We start from the raw sequence: 17,494 nt of genomic DNA on the forward strand, positions 1-17,494 counted from the left end.
AGCGAACAATCAAGCGCAGCACGCTCTCGGCATGCGCGCCCGGAGCGAAGCGAGGACGCGCATGACGACCGAGCCGTACATCGTGCTCGCGGCGATCTTGTTCAGCATCGGCGCGCTCGGCGTGCTGGTGCGCCGTAACGCCATCGTCGTCTTCATGTGTGTCGAGCTGATGCTGAACGCGTGCAACCTGGCGTTCGTCAGCTTCGCCCGTCAGCATGGCAACCTCGACGGCCAGATCGCCGCCTTCTTCGTGATGGTGGTGGCCGCGGCCGAGGTGGTCATCGGGCTGGCGATCATCATGGCCATCTTCCGCACCCGTCGCTCGGCCTCGGTCGACGACGCCAACCTGCTCAAGTACTGAGGTAATCACCGATGAGTCATGAGCTGACGTGGCTGCTGGTCGCGGTCCCGGCCGTGTCCGCGGCGATCCTGCTGCTCGGTGGCAAGGCCACCAACGCGTGGGGTCACCTGCTGGGGACGCTGGCGCCGCTGGTCTCGTTCGCCTTCGGCGTTGTGCTGTTCATCCAGATGCAGGGCCTGGGATCCGAGGAGCGGTCCGAGACCATCCGGCTGTTCGAGTGGTTCTCGGTCGGCGGCATCAAGGTGGACTTCAGCCTGCTGATCGACCCGCTGTCGATCCTGTTCGTGTTGCTGATCACCGGTGTGGGCTCGCTGATCCACATCTACTCGGTCGGCTACATGGAGCACGACGCGCGGCGGCGCCGGTTCTTCGGGTACCTGAACCTGTTCATCGCGTCGATGCTGCTGCTGGTGCTCGCGGCCGACTACCTGCTGGTGTTCGTCGGCTGGGAGGGCGTCGGCCTGGCGTCGTACCTGCTGATCGGGTTCTGGCAGCACAAGAACTCGGCCGCGGTCGCCGCGAAGAAGGCGTTCGTGGTGAACCGGGTCGGTGACATCGGCCTCTCGCTCGCGGTGATGAGCATGTGGGCGCTGTTCGGCTCGTCCGCCTTCGCCACCGTGGACGCCGGCGCCGAGCACGTCTCCTCGACGTGGGCGACGCTGCTGGGCCTGATGCTGCTGCTGGCGGCCTGCGGCAAGTCCGCGCAGGTGCCGCTGCAGTCCTGGCTGCTGGACGCGATGGAGGGCCCGACCCCGGTGTCGGCGCTGATCCACGCGGCGACGATGGTCACCGCGGGCGTGTACCTGGTGGTCCGCTCGAACGCGATCTACGAGGTCACCGACGCCGCGTCCACCGCGGTCGTGGTCGTCGGCACGGTGACCGCGCTGACCGGTGCGATCATCGGGTGCGCCAAGGACGACATCAAGAAGGCGCTGGCCGGTTCGACGATGAGCCAGATCGGCTACATGATGATCGCCGCCGGTCTCGGTCCGGTGGGATACGCGTTCGCGATCTTCCACCTGCTCACGCACGGGTTCTTCAAGGCCAACATGTTCCTCGGCGCCGGCTCGGTGATGCACGGCATGAACGACGACGTGAACATGCGGCGGTACGGCGCGCTGCGCAAGTACATGAAGGTCACCTACGTGACGTTCGCCTTCGGCTACCTGGCGATCCTCGGCATCCCGCCGTTCTCCGGCTTCTTCAGCAAGGACCACATCATCGAGGTCGCCTTCGCGGAGAACACCGTGGTCGGTCTGTGTGCGCTGCTCGGCGCCGGGATCACCGCGTTCTACATGACCCGGCTGATGATGATGACCTTCTTCGGTGAGAAGCGCTGGGAGGAGGACGTGCACCCGCACGAGTCGCCGAAGGTGATGACGTGGCCGCTGATCGTCCTGGCGATCCTGTCGCTGGTCGGCGGTGCGCTCTACTTCGTCAACGACTGGATCGTCACCTGGCTGGAGCCGGTGACCGGCTTCGAGGAAGCCCACCCGCCGATCAGCGCGCTGGCGATGACGGTGATCATCCTCGCGGTCGTGGTCGTCGGCGCCGCCATCGGTGTGTGGCTGTTCCGCCGGGACATCCCGCGGGAGGCGCCGGTCAAGGTCTCCCCGGTCACCACCTTCGCCCGCCGTGACGTGTACGGCGACGCGCTGAACGAGGCGGTCCTGATGCGTCCGGGCCAGTACCTCACCCGGACGCTGGTCTGGCTGGACAACCGTGGCGTGGACGGCCTGGTCAACGGGCTGGCCGCGTTGTTCGGCGGGCTGTCCGGCCGGCTCCGCCGATTCCAGACGGGCTTCGTCCGTTCCTACGCACTCAGCATGGTCTTCGGCGCCGCATTCGTGGTCGTCGCCCTCCTCGCGGTGAGGTTGTCGTGAACATCGGTTGGCTGACCCTGTTACTGCTCCTGCCGTTCGTCGGGGCACTGGCGACGATGCTGGTGCCGACGGCGAAGGCGCTGCTGGCCAAGCAGATCGCGCTCGCGTTCTCGCTGGTCACGCTGGTGCTGACCGCGATCATCGCGATCGGCTACCAGCGCAACGGCGCCGCGGACTACGCCGAGGTGCACACCTGGATCGAGCCGTTCGGCGCGCACTTCGCGCTCGGCCTGGACGGGATCGGCATCGTCTTGCTGGTGCTGACCGCGCTGCTCACGCCGATCGTGATCATCGCGTCCTGGAACGACGCGCAGGACGGCCGCTGGTCGGAGAAGTCCTTCTTCGCCTGGATCCTCGGCCTGGAGGCGCTGTCGCTCGGCGTGTTCGCCGCCACCGACGTGTTCCTGTTCTACGTGCTGTTCGAGGCCACGCTGATCCCGATGTACTTCCTGATCGGCGGCTTCGGCGGTGCGCAGCGCTCGTACGCCGCGGTGAAGTTCCTGCTGTACTCGCTGCTCGGCGGTCTGCTGATGCTGGCCTCGGTGGTCGGCCTGTACGTCGTCTCGGCCAAGCAGGGCGAGCCGTCGTACCTGCTGACCGACATGATGAAGCTCGACATGAGCCAGAACACCGAGCGCTGGTTGTTCCTCGGCTTCATGTTCGCCTTCGTGGTGAAGGCGCCGATGGTGCCGTTCCACACCTGGCTGCCGGACGCCGCCGCCGAGGCGACGCCGGGCACGTCGGTGCTGCTGGTCGGCATCCTGGACAAGATCGGCACCTTCGGGATGCTCCGGTACTGCCTGGGCCTGTTCCCGAACGCGTCCGAGTGGGCCACCCCGGTGGTGCTGGTGCTCGCCCTGATCTCGGTCCTGTACGGCGCCCTGGTGGCGATCGGCCAGACCGATATCAAGCGGCTGATCGCCTACACCTCGATCTCGCACTTCGGCTTCATCGTGATGGGCATCTTCGCGCTGACCTCGCAGGGCATGACCGGGTCGACGCTCTACATGTTCAACCACGGCCTGTCCACGGCGGCGCTGTTCCTGATCGCCGGGTACCTGATCTCGCGGCGCGGGTCGGCCCGGATCGCCGACTACGGCGGGGTCGAGAAGGTGGCCCCGGTGCTGGCCGGCACGTTCCTGTTCGCCGGCCTGTCCAGCCTGGCGCTGCCCGGCCTGTCGCCGTTCATCTCCGAGTTCATGGTGCTGGCCGGGACGTTCAGCCGGCACAGGGCGCTCGCGGTGATCGCGGTGCTGGGGATCGTGCTGGCCGCGCTCTACATCCTGCTCATGTACCAACGCCTGATGACCGGGCCGGTCCGCGACGGGGTCGAGAAACTGAAGGACCTGAACGTGCGCGAGCTGGTCGCGATCGCGCCGCTCGTCGTACTGATCATCGGCCTGGGACTGTTCCCGAAGCCGGTGGTGGACATCATCAAGCCGGCCGTGGAGTCGACGATGCAGCACGTGGGCGTCACTGACAAGGCTCCGGAGATCCCCGTGACGGAGGGACAGAAGTGATCGCGCAGATGCTGCCGCTGGCGGACTTCACCGCGCCGAAGATCGAGTACGGCGAACTGATGCCACTGTTCGTCGTGTTCGGCGCGGCCTGCGTCGGTGTGGTCGCCGAGGCGTTCCTGCCCCGGCCGCTGCGGCACCTGGTCCAGTTGGCGATCACGATCGTGTCGATCGTCGTGGCCGGGGTGCTGACCGCGATCCTGATGGCCGACAACACCGAACTGATCGCGGCGCAGGGCGAGATCTCGGTCGACGGCCCGGCGCTGTTCACCTGGATCGTGCTGCTGGCGCTGACGCTGATCAGCGTGCTGCTGTTCGCCGAGCGGTCGGTCGACGGCGGACTGTCCGCGTTCGCCGGCCAGGCGGCCGCCGTACCGGGGTCCGAGGCCGAGCGTGAGGGGACCGCGGCCAAGGTCGAGCACACCGAGGTGTTCCCGCTGACGCTGTTCGCGGTCTTCGGCATGATGCTGTTCGCGTCGGCCAACGACCTGCTGCTGCTGTTCGTCGCGCTCGAGGTGTTCTCGCTGCCGCTGTACCTGCTCTGCGGGCTGGCCCGGCGGCGCCGGCTGATCTCGCAGGAAGCGGCGATGAAGTACTTCCTGCTCGGCGCGTTCGCGTCGGCGTTCCTGCTGTTCGGGATCGCGCTGCTCTACGGGTACGCCGGGACGATGTCGCTCGGCGGGATCTCGGACGCGCTGGCCACCCAGACCGGTGGCGACGCGATCCTGCTGGCCGGGACCGGCCTGATCGGTGTCGGCCTGCTGTTCAAGGTGGGCGCCGTACCGTTCCACTCCTGGACCCCGGACGTGTACCAGGGTGCGCCGACGCCGGTCACCGGGTTCATGGCGGCCTGCACCAAGATCGCCGCGTTCATCGGGCTGATGCGGGTCTTCTACGTCGCCCTCGGCGGCACCCGCTGGGACTGGGCGCCGATGATGTGGATCGTCGCGATCCTCACCATGGTGGTCGGCTCGATCGTCGCGATCACCCAGACCGACGTGAAGCGGATGCTGGCCTACTCGTCGATCGCGCACGCGGGCTTCCTGCTGACCGCGTTCGTCGGCCTGGCGCAGACCGGGAACGGCGTGACCACCGGGGTCACCTCGACCCAGGCGGTGCTGTTCTACCTGGTCACCTACGGCTTCCCGACGGTCGGCGCGTTCGCCGTCGTCACGCTGGTGCGCGACGCCGGCGGTGAGGCGACGCACCTGTCCCGGTGGGCCGGGCTGGGCAAGAAGTCGCCGCTGCTGGCCGGCATCTTCGCGTTCTTCCTGCTGTCCTTCGCCGGGATCCCGCTGACCGCCGGCTTCACCGGGAAGTGGGCCGTGTTCAGCGCGGCCTGGTCCGGGGACGCGTGGCCGCTGGTGGTGGTCGCCGTACTGTGCAGCCTGGTCGCCGCGTTCTTCTACGTCCGGGTGATCGTGCTGATGTTCTTCTCCGACCTCCCGGCGGACGCGCCGGACGTGGCGCTGCCCGGGTGGCAGACCACGACCGCCGTCGCCCTCGGTCTCGCCGCCACGGTGGTGCTCGGCCTGGTTCCCGGGCCGGTGCTCGACCTGGCGGCCCGCGCGGGTGAGTTCATCCGTTGAGTCCGAAACCGCTGCCGGCCGAGAGCCTGGGCTTCGCGTTCGCCGACGAGGCGCTCGAAGCCCGGGTTCGGGCTGGGCTGGAGTCGGTCGAGCAGGCGCTGCACGACTCGACCCAGTCCGAGGCGCCGTTCGTCACCGCGGCCGCCCAGCACGTCATGGTTGCCGGCGGCAAGCGGTTCCGGCCGCTGCTGGTGCTGCTGGCGGCCGAGTTCGGGCCGGCGCCGGCCGCTGACGACGTGGTGAAGGCGGCCGTCGTGGTCGAGTTGACTCACGTCGCGACGCTGCATCACGACGACGTGATGGACGAGGCGGCGCTGCGGCGCGGCTCGTCCACCGCGAACGCGGCCTGGGACAACTCGGTCGCCATCCTGTCCGGCGACTGGCTGTTCGCCCGGGCCTCCGACCTGGTCGCCGACCTCGGCCCGGAGGCGGTCCGGATCCAGGCCCGCACCTTCGGCCGGCTGGTCGAGGGCCAGATCCGGGAGACCCTCGGCGTCGGCGAGGGCCAGGACCCGCTGGCGCACTACCTGTCCGTCGTCGCCGACAAGACCGGCTCCTTGATCGCGACGTCCGCCCTCTTCGGCTCCCGGTACGCCGGGGCGCCCGACGAGGTCCAGGAGTCGCTGCGCGCCTTCGGCGAGGAGATCGGCGTCGCCTTCCAGCTGGCCGACGACATCCTCGACATCGCGTCGGAGTCCGGCCAGTCCGGCAAGACTCCCGGCACCGACCTGCGCGAGGGCGTGCCCACCCTGCCGGTGCTGATCTTCCGCGCCCAGGCCGACCCGTCCGACCCCACGGACGCCCGCCTGCTCGAGCTCCTCGACTCGGACCTGTCCGACGACGCCCGCCTGGCCGAGACCCTCGAGCTGCTCCGCGCCCACCCGGCGTTCCGCCAGGCCGAGGACGACGTCCGCCGCCGCGCGACCGACGCCCGCAAACTCCTCTCCCCGCTCCCCGAAGGCGCCGCCCGCGACGCCCTCGACTCCCTCTGCGACCTGGTAGTCACCCGCTCCGTCTGACCGACACGCGAACGGCCGGTCGTGGAACCTGCCCGCGGCTAGGGTCTGGTGGGTGAGTGAGCGCACCCTGGCCGGTGGCCGGTACCTGCTGAGTGAGCCGCCGATCGGCGTGGGTGGGATGGGTACGGTGTGGAAGGCGTTCGACCGCGTTCTGCATCGTGAGGTGGCCGTCAAGGAGCTGCGGATCCCGGAAGGGCTGAATCCGGAGGAGCGCGAGAAGCTGCGGGCTCGGGCGCTCCGGGAGGCACGGGCCGCGGCGGGGCTGGATCACCCGGGGATCGTCACGATTCACGACGTGATCGACGGGGCGGGCGGCCGTGGATCGTGATGCGGCTGCTGCCCGGACAGTCGCTCGATCAGGGCGTGCGTGCCAACGGGCCGCTGAGTCCGCGAGGCGCGGCCGAGCTCGGTGCGCGGCTGGTCGAGGCACTCGCCGCCGCGCATGCCAAGGGCGTGCTGCACCGGGACGTGAAGCCGCAGAACGTGATGCTGGGCAGCGACGGTCGCTGGATGTTGACCGACCTCGGCATCGCCTCGGTCGCCGGCGCCACGCGCACCCTGACCGGCACCGGCATCGTGACCGGCACCCTCGGCTACATCGCACCGGAACGGCTCTCGGGTGGCGAGCCCGGCCCTGCGGCTGACCTGTGGGCCGTGGGCGCGACGCTGTACTTCGCCGTCGAGGGACAGCACGCGTACGACTACGACGACCTGCCCGCGATGATCGCCGCCGTACTGACTCGCGATCCCAACCCTCCGAAGCACGCCGGACCGCTCGCGCCGGTCATTGCCGGCTTGATGGAGCGCGACCCGGCCAAGCGCCTGGATGCTGCTACCGCCAAGCAACAACTGCTCGCCATCGCCGGCGGCTACCCCACCTTCGAGAACCCGACCGCACAACTACCCGACACCGACAAGCCCACGGAGAGGTACGGCGGCGGCACCAAGCAGCTACCGGACGGCGGCGGCGGCACCAACCTGCTGCCGGACGGCGGCGGCACCAACCTGCTGCCGGACGGCGGCGGCACCAACCTGCTTCCGGACGGCGGGGGCACCAACCTGCTGCCGGACGGCGGCGGCACCAACCTGCTGCCGGACGGCGGGAGCGCCAAGCTGCTGTCCGACGGTGGCACACCCGCTGTAGCTGGGGTTTGGGGTCATCGCGTGCTGCGTGCGTTGGCTGGTGTGATGGTGGTGATGCACCTGGCGATCGGTGCGCTGCTGGCCCTGATCGGGTACGCCTTGTCCGACGGCATGCCGATCTGGATCGCCGGTGCCCTGGCGGTCGCGATCACCGTCGGCGCGGCCCTCGGTGCCTGGCTCGCACCCGGCCTCGCCCGGTGGCTCGGCCTTCCGGTGGCGCTGGCCGGCAGCGCTGTGCTGATGGGCGAGTCGATCATCGGCGCGAGTGTGGTGGTGGACCCGGAGCGACCGATCGCGGCCACCGTGCTGTCCGGGATCGCTCTGGTGTCGTTCGCGATCTGGCATCGGCTGGCCCGCGTACTGCGCGGGCGCATCGTGCCGGAGGACCAGCTCGGCCGGGTGACCACGACCTTCCGGGTGACCGGGTTCGCCGGGTTGCTGCTCGGCGCGGCCACCGCGATCACCTACTTCGTGCTGGTCGAGACTCGTCAGGTGAACCCTGCCGGCGGCGACTACATCACCCCGCTTCTGATGGGCTCCGGCGTCGTCGTGCTGGTCGCCGCGCTGCTGGCGATTCCCGTCGTACGGTCCGCATCGACGGCACCAGGCAAGCGGTGGGCGGCGGTCGTCACCTTCGTGGTCGCGCTCGTCCTCCCGGTATTCGTCGGCTTCCAGGCCACCGCGCGGTACGTCGACCGCCAGGACGACTTCACCGCCGTACCGGATGTCTGTGGGGCGGACATCTTGTCGGAGGACCGCATCGCGGAGTTCATCGAGAGTCCTCCGGAGCCGGTCCGGAACTCCTACACCAACGAGATCTCCTGCCAGTGGCAGCGCGTCGACGACGAGGACGAGTACGGCAACGCCGCCGAGCTCTACGTCAACGTCAAGAAGTACGACGACTCGCGCGCGGCGGCCTCCCGGCTGCAGGCCGAGCGCGACGACGCAGATGGCGACGGCGACACCATCGTCGAGGTGCAACTCGGCGACGACGCCGTACGGACGACCGACGACGATGCCAGCGCGCCCGAGGACCTGGACGGTTACAGCTACCTGATCCGCATCGACAACGTCGTACTCCGAGCCGATGCAGATCAGGCGCAGGCGCTCGGAATGCCCGACTCCGGCCGCCTGGAGTCGCTGGCGACCGACCTAGCCCGCGAGATCGAGAGCCGGCACCCCAACCGCTGACCACGCCGGCACCGACCAGCCGCCGGTAGCAGACCTGACAAGCCTCCGCCGCGATGCGCCACAAGCCGCCGACCGGTTGCGTCGCGTCGAGGACGCGCCGAGTCGTGGTCAGGTCCCGTCGCGTGGTGGTCAGGTCCCGCCGTGTGCGGCCAGGGAAACCGGGTCGCGGTCAGGGCCCGTCGCGTGGGTATGTCCAGGTGGGCGAGGCGTCCCACCCTCGGTTCTGACGCGAGGTTCCTGGGTGGGCGTGAGCGGCGGAGGTCGCCGAGTGGGCTCGCGTGTCAGGGTACGGCGGCGGTGGTGGGTGGGCGTGGTCGGGTGGTTGGCCCTTCCTGGTCGCCCCAGATTGCCCGGCGGGCTGCGTCTGGTGAAGAGGTACGGGCGAGGGCGACTGTCTGGGCTGAGAGTGGAGTCGCGTTACCGCCTACGGAACCGACCGCATCGTGCGGTGCCGGGGACGGTTGGTAGGAGACCGGCTGGTAGTGATCGCGGGTGATGCGTGCGGGAGTTGCCCAGGTGGGGCGGGACACGTGGACCACCTCGTCGATGATCTCGATGCGCCAGTGGCCGGAGTGCAGGTCGAGGTGGTGGCGTTTGCAGAGTAGGACGAGGTTCGAGACTGCGGTATCTCCGCCGTCGATCCAGTGGACGAGGTGGTGGGCTTCGCACTGGATGGGTGGTGCTCCACAGACAACGCAGCCGCGGTCGCGGGCGTTCAAGGCCAGCCGCATCGGGGCGGTGACCAGACGCTTCGTGGTGCCGACATCGAGTGGTTGGGACTTGGAACCGAGCACCACCGGGATGACCTGAGCGTCACACGCTAGGCGGCGCACTGCGGCCGCCGAGAGCGGGTCACCGAAGACCGCGTCGCCGGTGGACCGAGCGGTCGCGGCTTTCAGTTCGTTGTAGTCGATGGTGATCGTGAGATGAGCCTTCGAGCCGTGGCCAGGAACGTAGCCGCCGGTCGCGCCAACCGCGCCGACTGCGTCGGTCGTTGAGGCAGCGCCGGTGTCGACAGCACGATCCGCGGCGGCGTTCTCAGCGGTTGCCGGGTGGCCGACGGTGGGCGTCGTACCGCGGGTCGGCGTCGTACCGCGGGTCGATGTCGAATCGCGGGATGGTGTCGAATCGCGGGTCGTGTTGATGACGGTGGCTGCGGTGGTGAGGAGGCTGGTCAGGGCGTCGGCCTGACGTTTGTCGCGGGGGCGTGGGTCCGGCTGGTCGTCACAGGTCTTGCGAGGCTTGGCGCCGGCGTGGATGAGTGCGCGGAAGAGTTCGGCATTCTCGTTCGCCAGGAAGCGGCGGAACTTGACACCTTTGTCGGCGGGCTGCAGTGTCAGGGACTCGCGCTGGTAGGCGCGGTGCTCGTCGGGCTCGGGGCCGTCGGTGTCGAGGATGTTGCGCATCCGGTCGCCGGCATCGCGGAGCTGCTTGGGTGTGAAACTCCGGGCGAGCTTCACGAGTTGGCGCTCGGCGGCTTGGAGGTTCTCGACCGGGACCGAGGTGGGCACCTTCTCCAAGGCCGACACAATGGCTGCGGCTTGGGCTGGGGCCATCGGCCGGCCCAGGCGGGGTGCGAGCGAGTTGCCATCGGCCGCGGACTCCGCGTCGACCGGTCGGTCCGCGTCGTCCTGGTCGTCGAATGGGTGGGCCGGGTCGGGGAGTGCTTCGGCGACGGCGTCGTACTTGCGGAGGTTGTTGGCGAGGCGGAGGTCGCGGCGGGCTTTGGCGGAGTCGAGGCGGTAGCGGGTGGAAAGGAAGCGCGCGGTGTCGCCGGCGCCGAGGTCCTTGGCGTGGCCGGAGGCGTCGAGGTCGGCGATCAGATGCAGGTAGTAGGTCTCCAGTCGCGCGAGCTCGGCAACGGTCGCGTCGAGTCGCGACAGCTTCTCGCTGTCGGTCATCGACCAGGCGGGCCGTTCGCCGAGGATCTCCATGCCGCCAACCCTAGGCACCCCAGCCGACAGATTCCAAGCCGGAATCTCCTTGAAAACAAGGGAATCCCGGCTGTCCACAGGAATCAATCTCACAGCTCCGGCGAGCTGAAACCGGGTAGGTTTACCGGTTCTGCCAGTTGGGGCTTTCGACGTAGTGGTTGTCGTAGAGGTCGCTGGTCTTGGCGAGCTCGGCTGGTTCGGTGTCGCCGCGGTAGACAGACTCCAGCAGGCGGTAGTAGTCGAAGCGCGGCTTGGCGTGGGTGAGGACGAAGAGCACCTCGGTGTCCTCGGCGCCGGCGGCTTCGAAGGCGTGTGGCGTGTTCGGCGGTACGACGAGGAAGTCGCCCGGCGTCAGCGTGATCACGTCCTCGCCGGTGAGTACCCGGAGCGAGCCGGTCAGCACGAAGAACAGCTCGGCGGCCTCCTTGTGCAGGTGCGGGGGAGCGCCTTCCTTGCCAGGCTTGAAGATCGACCGGTGACTGGTGAGGTGGCCGTTCGTGTCGGGTACGTCGGCGAACAGCGTGACTCCGCTGGCGGACAGGACCTCGGCCTCGGTGGCGCGGATCAGGACAGGCTTCATGATGTTCTCCCTACGGGTTAGTTGCTGACGGCATCGACGAGTGCCGGTGCCGGAGTCTTGCGGGCGGTGAGGGCGAGGAAGGCGGTCAGGACGATGCCGGCGGCAGCGATCAGTACGGCGACGCGCAGGCCGTGGGTGCTCGCCGTACGCAGGGCTTCGCCGGTCAGGCCGTCGATGCCGCGGTTGGCGATCGCCACCAGGACGGCGAGCCCGACCGCGTTGCCGACCTGCTGACCGGTCGACGCGATCCCGGACCCGATGCCCTGGTACTCGGCCGCCACTCCGGTGGACGCGGCGGCGTACATCGTGGTGAACGCGCTGCCCTGGCCGAGCCCGAGGATCAACAGTGCGGGTACGAGGACGCCGTACGACGCCGTGGTGGAGACGACCAGACCGAGGAACGCAGTGCCGGCACCGGCGACCGCGAAGCTCACGGCTAGGGTGCGATGCAAGCCGAACCGGGTCGCCAACCGGCCACCCAGGTTGGCGCCGACGAAGATCGCGACCGTGGGAACGAGATACGCGAGCCCGGTCTCGAGTGCGCTGTAGCCGTGAATGTCCTGGAAGTAGACGGTCTCGAAGTAGAGCAGCGGCCCAAGGGTCGCCGCGAACATCGTGATCACCAAGACGCCGGTGCGGAGGTTGCGCACCTTCAGCAATCCCAGTGGCAGCAGGGGATCCGGCGACCGCACCTCGATCACGACGAACGCCGTCAGCAGTACGGCGCCGACCGCAGCGGCGAGCAGACTGACGACATCCCACCCCGTGGCCGGACCCTGAACCAGGGCGAACACAACCGACGTGATCCCGGCTGTCGCCGTCACTGCACCCGGTACGTCGAACCGACGGCCACGTCTCGCGGCAGCGTCAGCCGGAAGCAGGACGAACGCGGCGACCACTCCGAGAGCGGCCAACGGCACGTTCACGAAGAACACGGCCGGCCATCCGAAGGACTGCGTCAGTACGCCGCCCAGCAGCGAACCGAGCGCCATCCCACTGCCCCCGGCAGCACCCCAGATCGAGAAGGCCCGGTTGCGTTCCCGTCCCTCGGCGAAGAGCGTCCCGATCAGCGACAGTACGGCGGGAGCGAGGATTGCACCGCCGAAGCCCTGGACTCCACGAGCCGCGACCAGCAGCCCGGGGTCCGTGGCGAAACCGCCGGCCAGCGACGAGACGCCGTACAGGAAGAGGCCGAGGGTGAACATCCGGCGGCGGCCGAGCAGGTCGGACATCCGGCCGCCGAGCAGCAGGAAGCCGCCGAACGCGACCGCGTACCCGCTGACCACCCACTGCAGGTTGTGCGCGGCGAAGCCGAGCTCCCGGCCGATGTCCGGGACGGCGACGAACACGATGGTGTAGTCGATCGCGATGATCAGCTGCGCGAACGCGAGCAGCGCCAGCACGTAAGGCTTATTTCGGATATCAAACATCCAGAATCAACTCCGGCGGAAGTAGCTATGGACAAGGAAGAAGCTGAGGGAGTGGGGGGAATCAACTCCGGCGGAAGTGGCTGTGGATAAGGGAAGAAGCTGAGGGAGTGGGAAGAATCAACTCTGGCGGAACGGTTGATGAAGGCAAGGAAAGTCAGGACTTGAGGTTGGCGAAGCGGGTGCGGGTGTTCTCGGGAGCCTCGGGGCTCTGGCTCACCACGCGGCCGGCGATGTCCGCGATGCTCTGGCCTGCCAGCTCACGACGGTAGGCCAACTCGGCGGACCGCATCGCCTGGGAGACCAGGCAGACCTTCGTGTAGTCGGCCTTCGGGTCCGCGCCCGGGCCCGCCTTGAGGATCTGGAGGCAGCGGAAGGCTTCGTCCGGGCCGTCGATGGCGACCACGATGTCGAGCAGCGAGATGTTGCGCGGGTCGCGGGCGAGCTGGAAGCCGCCCTTCGGTCCGGAGATCGAGGTGAGGATGCCGGCCCGGGTGAGCGCCTGGAGCTGCTTGTTCAGGTACGCCGTGGGAAGGTCGTAGAAGGCGGCGAGGTGCTTGGCGGTAACCGGCCGGCCCGGCAGCCAGCTGAGGTTCACGCAGCTGTGCATGGCCCACTCGACACCCTCGTTCATCTTCATATCCTGGATACTAGATGTCCTAAATAGGCCCAGTCAAGAGGCCCGGCGCCGAGAGCGCCGGGCCTCCCGGGTGAAACGTCAGCTACCCACGCGGCCGCCGTCGCGGCGCCACACGCAGGCGATCGCCGGACGCGGGTAGTCGTGCGTGTGCGGCCAGGTCGAGGTCGGCTTCTCGAAGGTCGCGCCGTCGGTCTCGCCCGGGTGCTGGACGGCGACGAACGCGGTCTTGTCGTCGTCGGAGATGAGCGGTCCGCAGGCCTCGGCGGCGAAGGGCACGGACAGGAACTGCTTGACCTGGCCGCGGTACGGGCCGGCCACCGGAACGGTGAAGATCCCGTCGTTGGAGCCGAGTACGTTGCCGTCGGTGGAGATCCACAGGTTTCCGGAGCCGTCGAAGGCGACGTTGTCCGGGCAGGAGATCGGGCTGACCTTGGTCTTGTCGAACCCGCCGAAGTACGTCTCCTGCGCGGCCGGGTCGCCGCAGACGAGGAACAGGTTCCAGAAGAACCCGGTCTTGGCCGCGTCGTCGCCCTCCTCGGACAGTTCCAGGACGTACCCGTTCCGGTTGCCGGACTGCTCGACCAGCGGAGCGCCGAGGCTGGGGCGGGTGTGCGACTTCGCCAGCGGGTTGGCCTCGTCGACCGGGAAGGTGCCGCCGCGGTTGGAGTTGTTCGTCAGCGCCGCGTAGACCTTGCCGTTGACCGGGTTGCGCTCGATGTCCTCCGGCCGGTCCATCCGGGTCGGGCTGACCTTGTCGGCCGCGAGCCGGGTGTTGATCAGCACGTCGGCGACGCTCATCCCGGGGACGAAGGACTCCTTGTCGGAGGTCAGCGGGATCCACTGGCCGGTGCCGTCGTACAGACCGTCCGCCGCGCCGTCGCCGGTGAACTTGGCGACGTACAAGGTGCCCTCGTCGAGCAGGCCGAAGTTCTTCTTCCGGTTGTCCGGGTCGTACTTCCCGGTGGAGACGAACTTGTAGATGTACTCGCCGCGCTCGTCGTCACCGGTGTACGCCGCGATCCGGCCGTCGGCGGTGATGGTGATGGTGGCGCCCTCGTGCTTGAGCCGGCCGAGCATGCTGCGCTTCTTCGGTGTCGACTTCGGGTCGTACGGGTCGACCTCGACGATCCACCCGAACCGGTACGCCTCGGTCGGGGTCTTGGTCAGGTCGAACCTCGCGTCGACAGTGCTCCAGCCCTTCTGCGTCGCCTTCGCGGTCGGTACGCCGTACCGCTTGAAGCTGGCCACATGCTCGGCCGCGACCGTGTCGGAGACGTCGAAGTACCCCTGGAAGTTCTCCTCGCCGGACAGGATCGTGCCCCACGGCGTCACGCCGCCGGCGCAGTTGCCGAACGTGCCGGTCGCCTTCTTGCCGACCCGGGCGTCGGCCGCGGCCGGGCCGGTGACCTCGAACTCGGTGTGCACGGTGATCCGGCGGTTGTACTTCGGCAGCTGCTTGTCCTGGCGCCATTGACCACTGCGGCCGACGCGCTCCAGACCGACGACGGCCATGCCGTGCGCGGCCATCGCGATCTTCTTGATCGTGGCGTCGTCGTACTTGCCGGTCGGGAACATCAGGTACTCGTCGGTGTACTCGTGGTTGCAGACGAGCAATGCCTTCCGGTCGTCGCGGAGCGGCACGATCATCGTGTAGTCGTTGTTGTAGCCGAACTGCTTCGACTGCGCCTCGGGCGTCTGCCGGTTGACGTCGAACTTCGGCGCGCCGGGCACGACCGGGTCGCCCCAGCCGATGATGACGGCCTGCTCGTAACCGCGCGGGATGAGGATGTCGTCCTTGCGGTTCGGCGGTACGACGCCGTGCGTCAGTTCGCCGCGGCCTCCGAAGCCGGGGAACTCACCGTTGCCCTGGCCACCGCTGCCGGTCAGCATGTCGGCTGCGGCCGGGGCGTTGACGGCGAGGGTGGCCACACCGGCGGCGGCGACACCGGCGGCGCCGACCTTCAGCATGCCGCGGCGGGAGATCGCCGAGCGCAGCACGCTCTGGATGTGCTCGTTGCCGGAGGTGTTCGGCTCCGGGTGGTCACACTGGTTGGCGCACTTGAGCTCGCAGGTGCGGAAGCTTCGGGACCCGTGGCGGGTGCCGATCTGGCTGATCAGCGGCAGGAACTTGGTCACGCCCGGGACCCTAGGGAGGTCAGGCGGTGACTGAGTGAAGGTCAGATGAACGTCGCAAGGCTTAGGTTGCCCTAAGTAGCAAGGAGGAGCCGAACGGTCACACTGCGGAAGCGGTCAGCGCGGTCCGCTCCAGCGACTGGATCCGGCGCCGGTGCATCATGCTGTCCCAGGTGAAGAGCGCCAGCGCGAACCACACCAGCCCGAACCCGGCCCAGCGCATCGGCGACATCGCCTCGTGGTACAGCAGCACGGCGAGCGCGAACTGCATGCTCGGGGTGATGTAGTTCAGCAGTCCGAGCGTCGTCATCGACACCCGCGTCGAGGCCGCCCCGAACAGCATCAGCGGGATCGAGGTGATCGGCCCGGCCAGCATCACGACGATCAGGTACCAGGCGCCGTGGTCCGCGACCGTCGACTGTCCCTGCAGTCCCAGTACGACGATCGCCCCCAGCGCGACCGGTGCCACGGTGGCGGTCTCGATCGCCATCCCCTCGATCGCCCCGGCGCCGGCCTGCTTCTTCGCCAGCCCGTACAGGCCGAACGAGAACGTCAGGATGATCGCCACCCACGGCGGCCGCCCGTTCTCGATGGTCAGGCCGATGACGGCCAGGAAGGCGATCGCGAGCGCGGTCCACTGCCACCCGCGCAACTTCTCCTTCAGCACCAGGACGCCCAGCAGCACGGTGAACAGCGGAGTGATGAAGTAGCCGAGGGACGTCTCCACGATCCGGTCGTTGTGCACGCCCCAGATGTAGGTGCCCCAGTTGACCGAGATCAGCACCGCCGCCCCGATCAACGGCCACCGCCGCCGCGGCTCCCGCAGCAACGCCTTCACCGGGCCGATCTTCCGCAGTACGACGACCAGGACCGCGATGGTCACCATCGACCAGAACACGCGGTGCGCGAGCACCTCGATCGCGCCGGAGTGGCCCAGCAGCTTCCAGTACAGCGGGAACAGGCCCCAGACGAGATAGGCGGTGAGGCCGTAGACGAACCCTCTCCGCTGCTCTGGCACGTGCTACACCCTATGCCCGTAGTCAGTGGCATCCAAAGGCTTTGCTCATGACGTGAGACGGGCTGGCCGTCATCGGCCGCCGTCGCTGCGGACCGGCTGGCGTGATGGGGTTGGATAGAGAGGTGAACACGAGGAGGCACGCGTGGGTGTGAGGACCGGTCTGGTCTCGGTGACGTTCCGCCAGTTGCCGGCCGCCGAGGTGGTGGAGGTCGCAGCCGGCGCGGGGCTGGCGGCGATCGAGTGGGGTGGCGACGTGCACGTGCCGCTCGGCAACCTGAACACCGCCAAGCGGGTGAAGGCCCTGTGTGACGACCGTGGGCTCGCGATCGCGGCGTACGGCTCCTACCTGCGGGCCGGCAGCGTCGACCGCGAGGAGATGCGGTCCGCCGTCGCCACCGCCGAGGCGCTCGGCGCACCCCGGATCCGGGTCTGGGCCGGCAACGTCGGTACGGCGGACGCCGGGGTGGGGGACCGGATGGCGGTGACCCGCGGGCTGGCCGAGCTCGCCGATATGGCGGCCGGGTCCGGGATCGAGATCGCGATGGAGTTCCACCGCAACACGCTGACCGACGAGGTCGACTCGACCATCACGCTGCTGCTCGACGTCGGCGCGCCGAACCTGAAGACCTACTGGCAGCCGCCGGTCGACCTGTCCGACGCCGAGTGCCTCGGGCAACTCGAGGCGCTCATGCCGTGGCTGACCACCGTGCACGTCTTCTCCTGGTGGCCGTCCAACAATCGCCTCCCCTTGTCTGGCCGCGAGTCGCTGTGGCGCCCTGTCCTCAATCGTCTCGCCGCCGAGGACCGGGAGATCAACGCCTTGCTGGAGTTCGTCGCCGACGACTCCCCGGACCGCCTGACCAAGGACGCAGCGGACCTGCACTCCTGGATCTGATCAGCGCGCGTCGTACACCCCGACCCTTAGTGCCCGGGTCCGGGCCGCGACGAACGCGTCGAAGGTGTCCGCAGCCCGCACCGCCACCCCCGTCTCCCCGGCGACCAACGTGCCGTCCTCGATGCTCACATCCTGCTCGACCGGGTGGTCACCACGATTGGTTG

General features: G+C 68.6%; 15 protein-coding genes. 8 read left to right on the forward strand and 7 right to left on the reverse strand.

Annotation, left to right across the window (positions count from 1 at the left end):
• The first annotated feature begins 61 nt into the window (after positions 1-61).
• From nuoK to ACIBL3_RS12720, 7 genes are read left to right on the forward strand one after another with little or no spacing between them, the layout of a single operon-like run.
• Positions 62-361, forward strand: coding sequence for an NADH-quinone oxidoreductase subunit NuoK (gene nuoK, locus ACIBL3_RS12690; RefSeq protein WP_360172083.1), 300 nt, complete (start codon positions 62-64; stop codon positions 359-361).
• Between the two features lie 11 nt (positions 362-372).
• Entirely contained in the window at positions 373-2,244 is a 1,872-nt protein-coding gene (gene nuoL / locus ACIBL3_RS12695; RefSeq protein ID WP_396353441.1) for an NADH-quinone oxidoreductase subunit L, read from the forward strand.
• Complete coding sequence (locus tag ACIBL3_RS12700; RefSeq protein WP_396353442.1) at positions 2,241-3,764, forward strand: NADH-quinone oxidoreductase subunit M; 1,524 nt, start codon at positions 2,241-2,243, stop codon at positions 3,762-3,764. Before nuoL ends, ACIBL3_RS12700 begins: the two co-directional genes overlap by 4 nt.
• Positions 3,765-3,772: 8 nt before the next feature.
• On the forward strand, positions 3,773-5,350 hold the full coding sequence (gene nuoN / locus ACIBL3_RS12705; RefSeq protein ID WP_396353805.1) for an NADH-quinone oxidoreductase subunit NuoN: 1,578 nt from the start codon (positions 3,773-3,775) through the stop codon (positions 5,348-5,350).
• Complete coding sequence (locus ACIBL3_RS12710; RefSeq protein ID WP_396353443.1) at positions 5,347-6,369, forward strand: polyprenyl synthetase family protein; 1,023 nt, start codon at positions 5,347-5,349, stop codon at positions 6,367-6,369. The genes nuoN and ACIBL3_RS12710 overlap by 4 nt, the downstream gene beginning before the upstream one ends.
• Positions 6,370-6,421: 52 nt before the next feature.
• A complete protein-coding gene (locus tag ACIBL3_RS12715; RefSeq protein ID WP_396353444.1) occupies positions 6,422-6,697 on the forward strand; it encodes a hypothetical protein in 276 nt (91 codons plus the stop codon).
• The gene (locus ACIBL3_RS12720; protein WP_396353445.1) at positions 6,697-8,703 is read left to right on the forward strand and encodes a protein kinase; all 2,007 of its coding nucleotides are present in this window, start codon (positions 6,697-6,699) and stop codon (positions 8,701-8,703) included. The genes ACIBL3_RS12715 and ACIBL3_RS12720 overlap by 1 nt, the downstream gene beginning before the upstream one ends.
• Positions 8,704-8,984: 281 nt before the next feature.
• Here the strand turns inward: ACIBL3_RS12720 and ACIBL3_RS12725 are convergent, their stop codons facing one another.
• The 6 genes from ACIBL3_RS12725 to rarD form a co-directional block, all read right to left on the reverse strand.
• Entirely contained in the window at positions 8,985-10,637 is a 1,653-nt protein-coding gene (locus ACIBL3_RS12725; protein ID WP_396353446.1) for a DUF222 domain-containing protein, read from the reverse strand.
• Positions 10,638-10,758: 121 nt separating this feature from the next.
• Positions 10,759-11,217: a cupin domain-containing protein gene (locus ACIBL3_RS12730; RefSeq protein ID WP_396353447.1), complete on the reverse strand. Its 459-nt coding sequence runs from the start codon at positions 11,215-11,217 to the stop codon at positions 10,759-10,761.
• Between the two features lie 17 nt (positions 11,218-11,234).
• Complete coding sequence (locus tag ACIBL3_RS12735; protein ID WP_396353448.1) at positions 11,235-12,647, reverse strand: MFS transporter; 1,413 nt, start codon at positions 12,645-12,647, stop codon at positions 11,235-11,237.
• Between the two features lie 154 nt (positions 12,648-12,801).
• Entirely contained in the window at positions 12,802-13,284 is a 483-nt protein-coding gene (locus tag ACIBL3_RS12740; protein ID WP_396353449.1) for an RrF2 family transcriptional regulator, read from the reverse strand.
• Positions 13,285-13,362: 78 nt separating this feature from the next.
• Positions 13,363-15,420 (reverse strand): PhoX family protein, encoded by a 2,058-nt coding sequence (locus tag ACIBL3_RS12745; RefSeq protein ID WP_396353450.1) that lies wholly within the window; start codon positions 15,418-15,420, stop codon positions 13,363-13,365.
• 97 nt (positions 15,421-15,517) lie between these two features.
• A complete protein-coding gene (gene rarD / locus ACIBL3_RS12750) occupies positions 15,518-16,435 on the reverse strand; it encodes an EamA family transporter RarD (protein ID WP_396353451.1) in 918 nt (305 codons plus the stop codon).
• Positions 16,436-16,577: 142 nt separating this feature from the next.
• Between rarD and ACIBL3_RS12755 the strand changes: the two genes are divergently transcribed.
• On the forward strand, positions 16,578-17,330 hold the full coding sequence (locus ACIBL3_RS12755; protein ID WP_396353452.1) for a sugar phosphate isomerase/epimerase family protein: 753 nt from the start codon (positions 16,578-16,580) through the stop codon (positions 17,328-17,330).
• Here ACIBL3_RS12755 and ACIBL3_RS12760 read toward each other — a convergent pair whose 3' ends face one another.
• Positions 17,331-17,459: a hypothetical protein gene (locus ACIBL3_RS12760; protein WP_396353453.1), complete on the reverse strand. Its 129-nt coding sequence runs from the start codon at positions 17,457-17,459 to the stop codon at positions 17,331-17,333.
• Positions 17,460-17,494 lie beyond the last annotated feature (35 nt).

The sequence above is a fragment of the Kribbella sp. NPDC050124 genome, assembly GCF_044460355.1.
Classification (GTDB): Bacteria; Actinomycetota; Actinomycetes; order Propionibacteriales; family Kribbellaceae; genus Kribbella.

What these genes read in the sequence shown, in the direction of transcription:
- nuoK (WP_360172083.1), top strand. Translation starts at nt 62, where the DNA reads ATGACGACCGAGCCGTACATCGTGCTCGCGGCGATCTTGTTCAGCATC.
- nuoL (WP_396353441.1), top strand. Translation starts at nt 373, where the DNA reads ATGAGTCATGAGCTGACGTGGCTGCTGGTCGCGGTCCCGGCCGTGTCC.
- nuoN (WP_396353805.1), top strand. Translation starts at nt 3,773, where the DNA reads ATGCTGCCGCTGGCGGACTTCACCGCGCCGAAGATCGAGTACGGCGAA.
- ACIBL3_RS12720 (WP_396353445.1), top strand. Translation starts at nt 6,697, where the DNA reads ATGCGGCTGCTGCCCGGACAGTCGCTCGATCAGGGCGTGCGTGCCAAC.
- ACIBL3_RS12725 (WP_396353446.1), bottom strand. Translation starts at nt 10,637, where the DNA reads ATGGAGATCCTCGGCGAACGGCCCGCCTGGTCGATGACCGACAGCGAG.
- ACIBL3_RS12730 (WP_396353447.1), bottom strand. Translation starts at nt 11,217, where the DNA reads ATGAAGCCTGTCCTGATCCGCGCCACCGAGGCCGAGGTCCTGTCCGCC.
- ACIBL3_RS12735 (WP_396353448.1), bottom strand. Translation starts at nt 12,647, where the DNA reads ATGTTTGATATCCGAAATAAGCCTTACGTGCTGGCGCTGCTCGCGTTC.
- ACIBL3_RS12740 (WP_396353449.1), bottom strand. Translation starts at nt 13,284, where the DNA reads ATGAAGATGAACGAGGGTGTCGAGTGGGCCATGCACAGCTGCGTGAAC.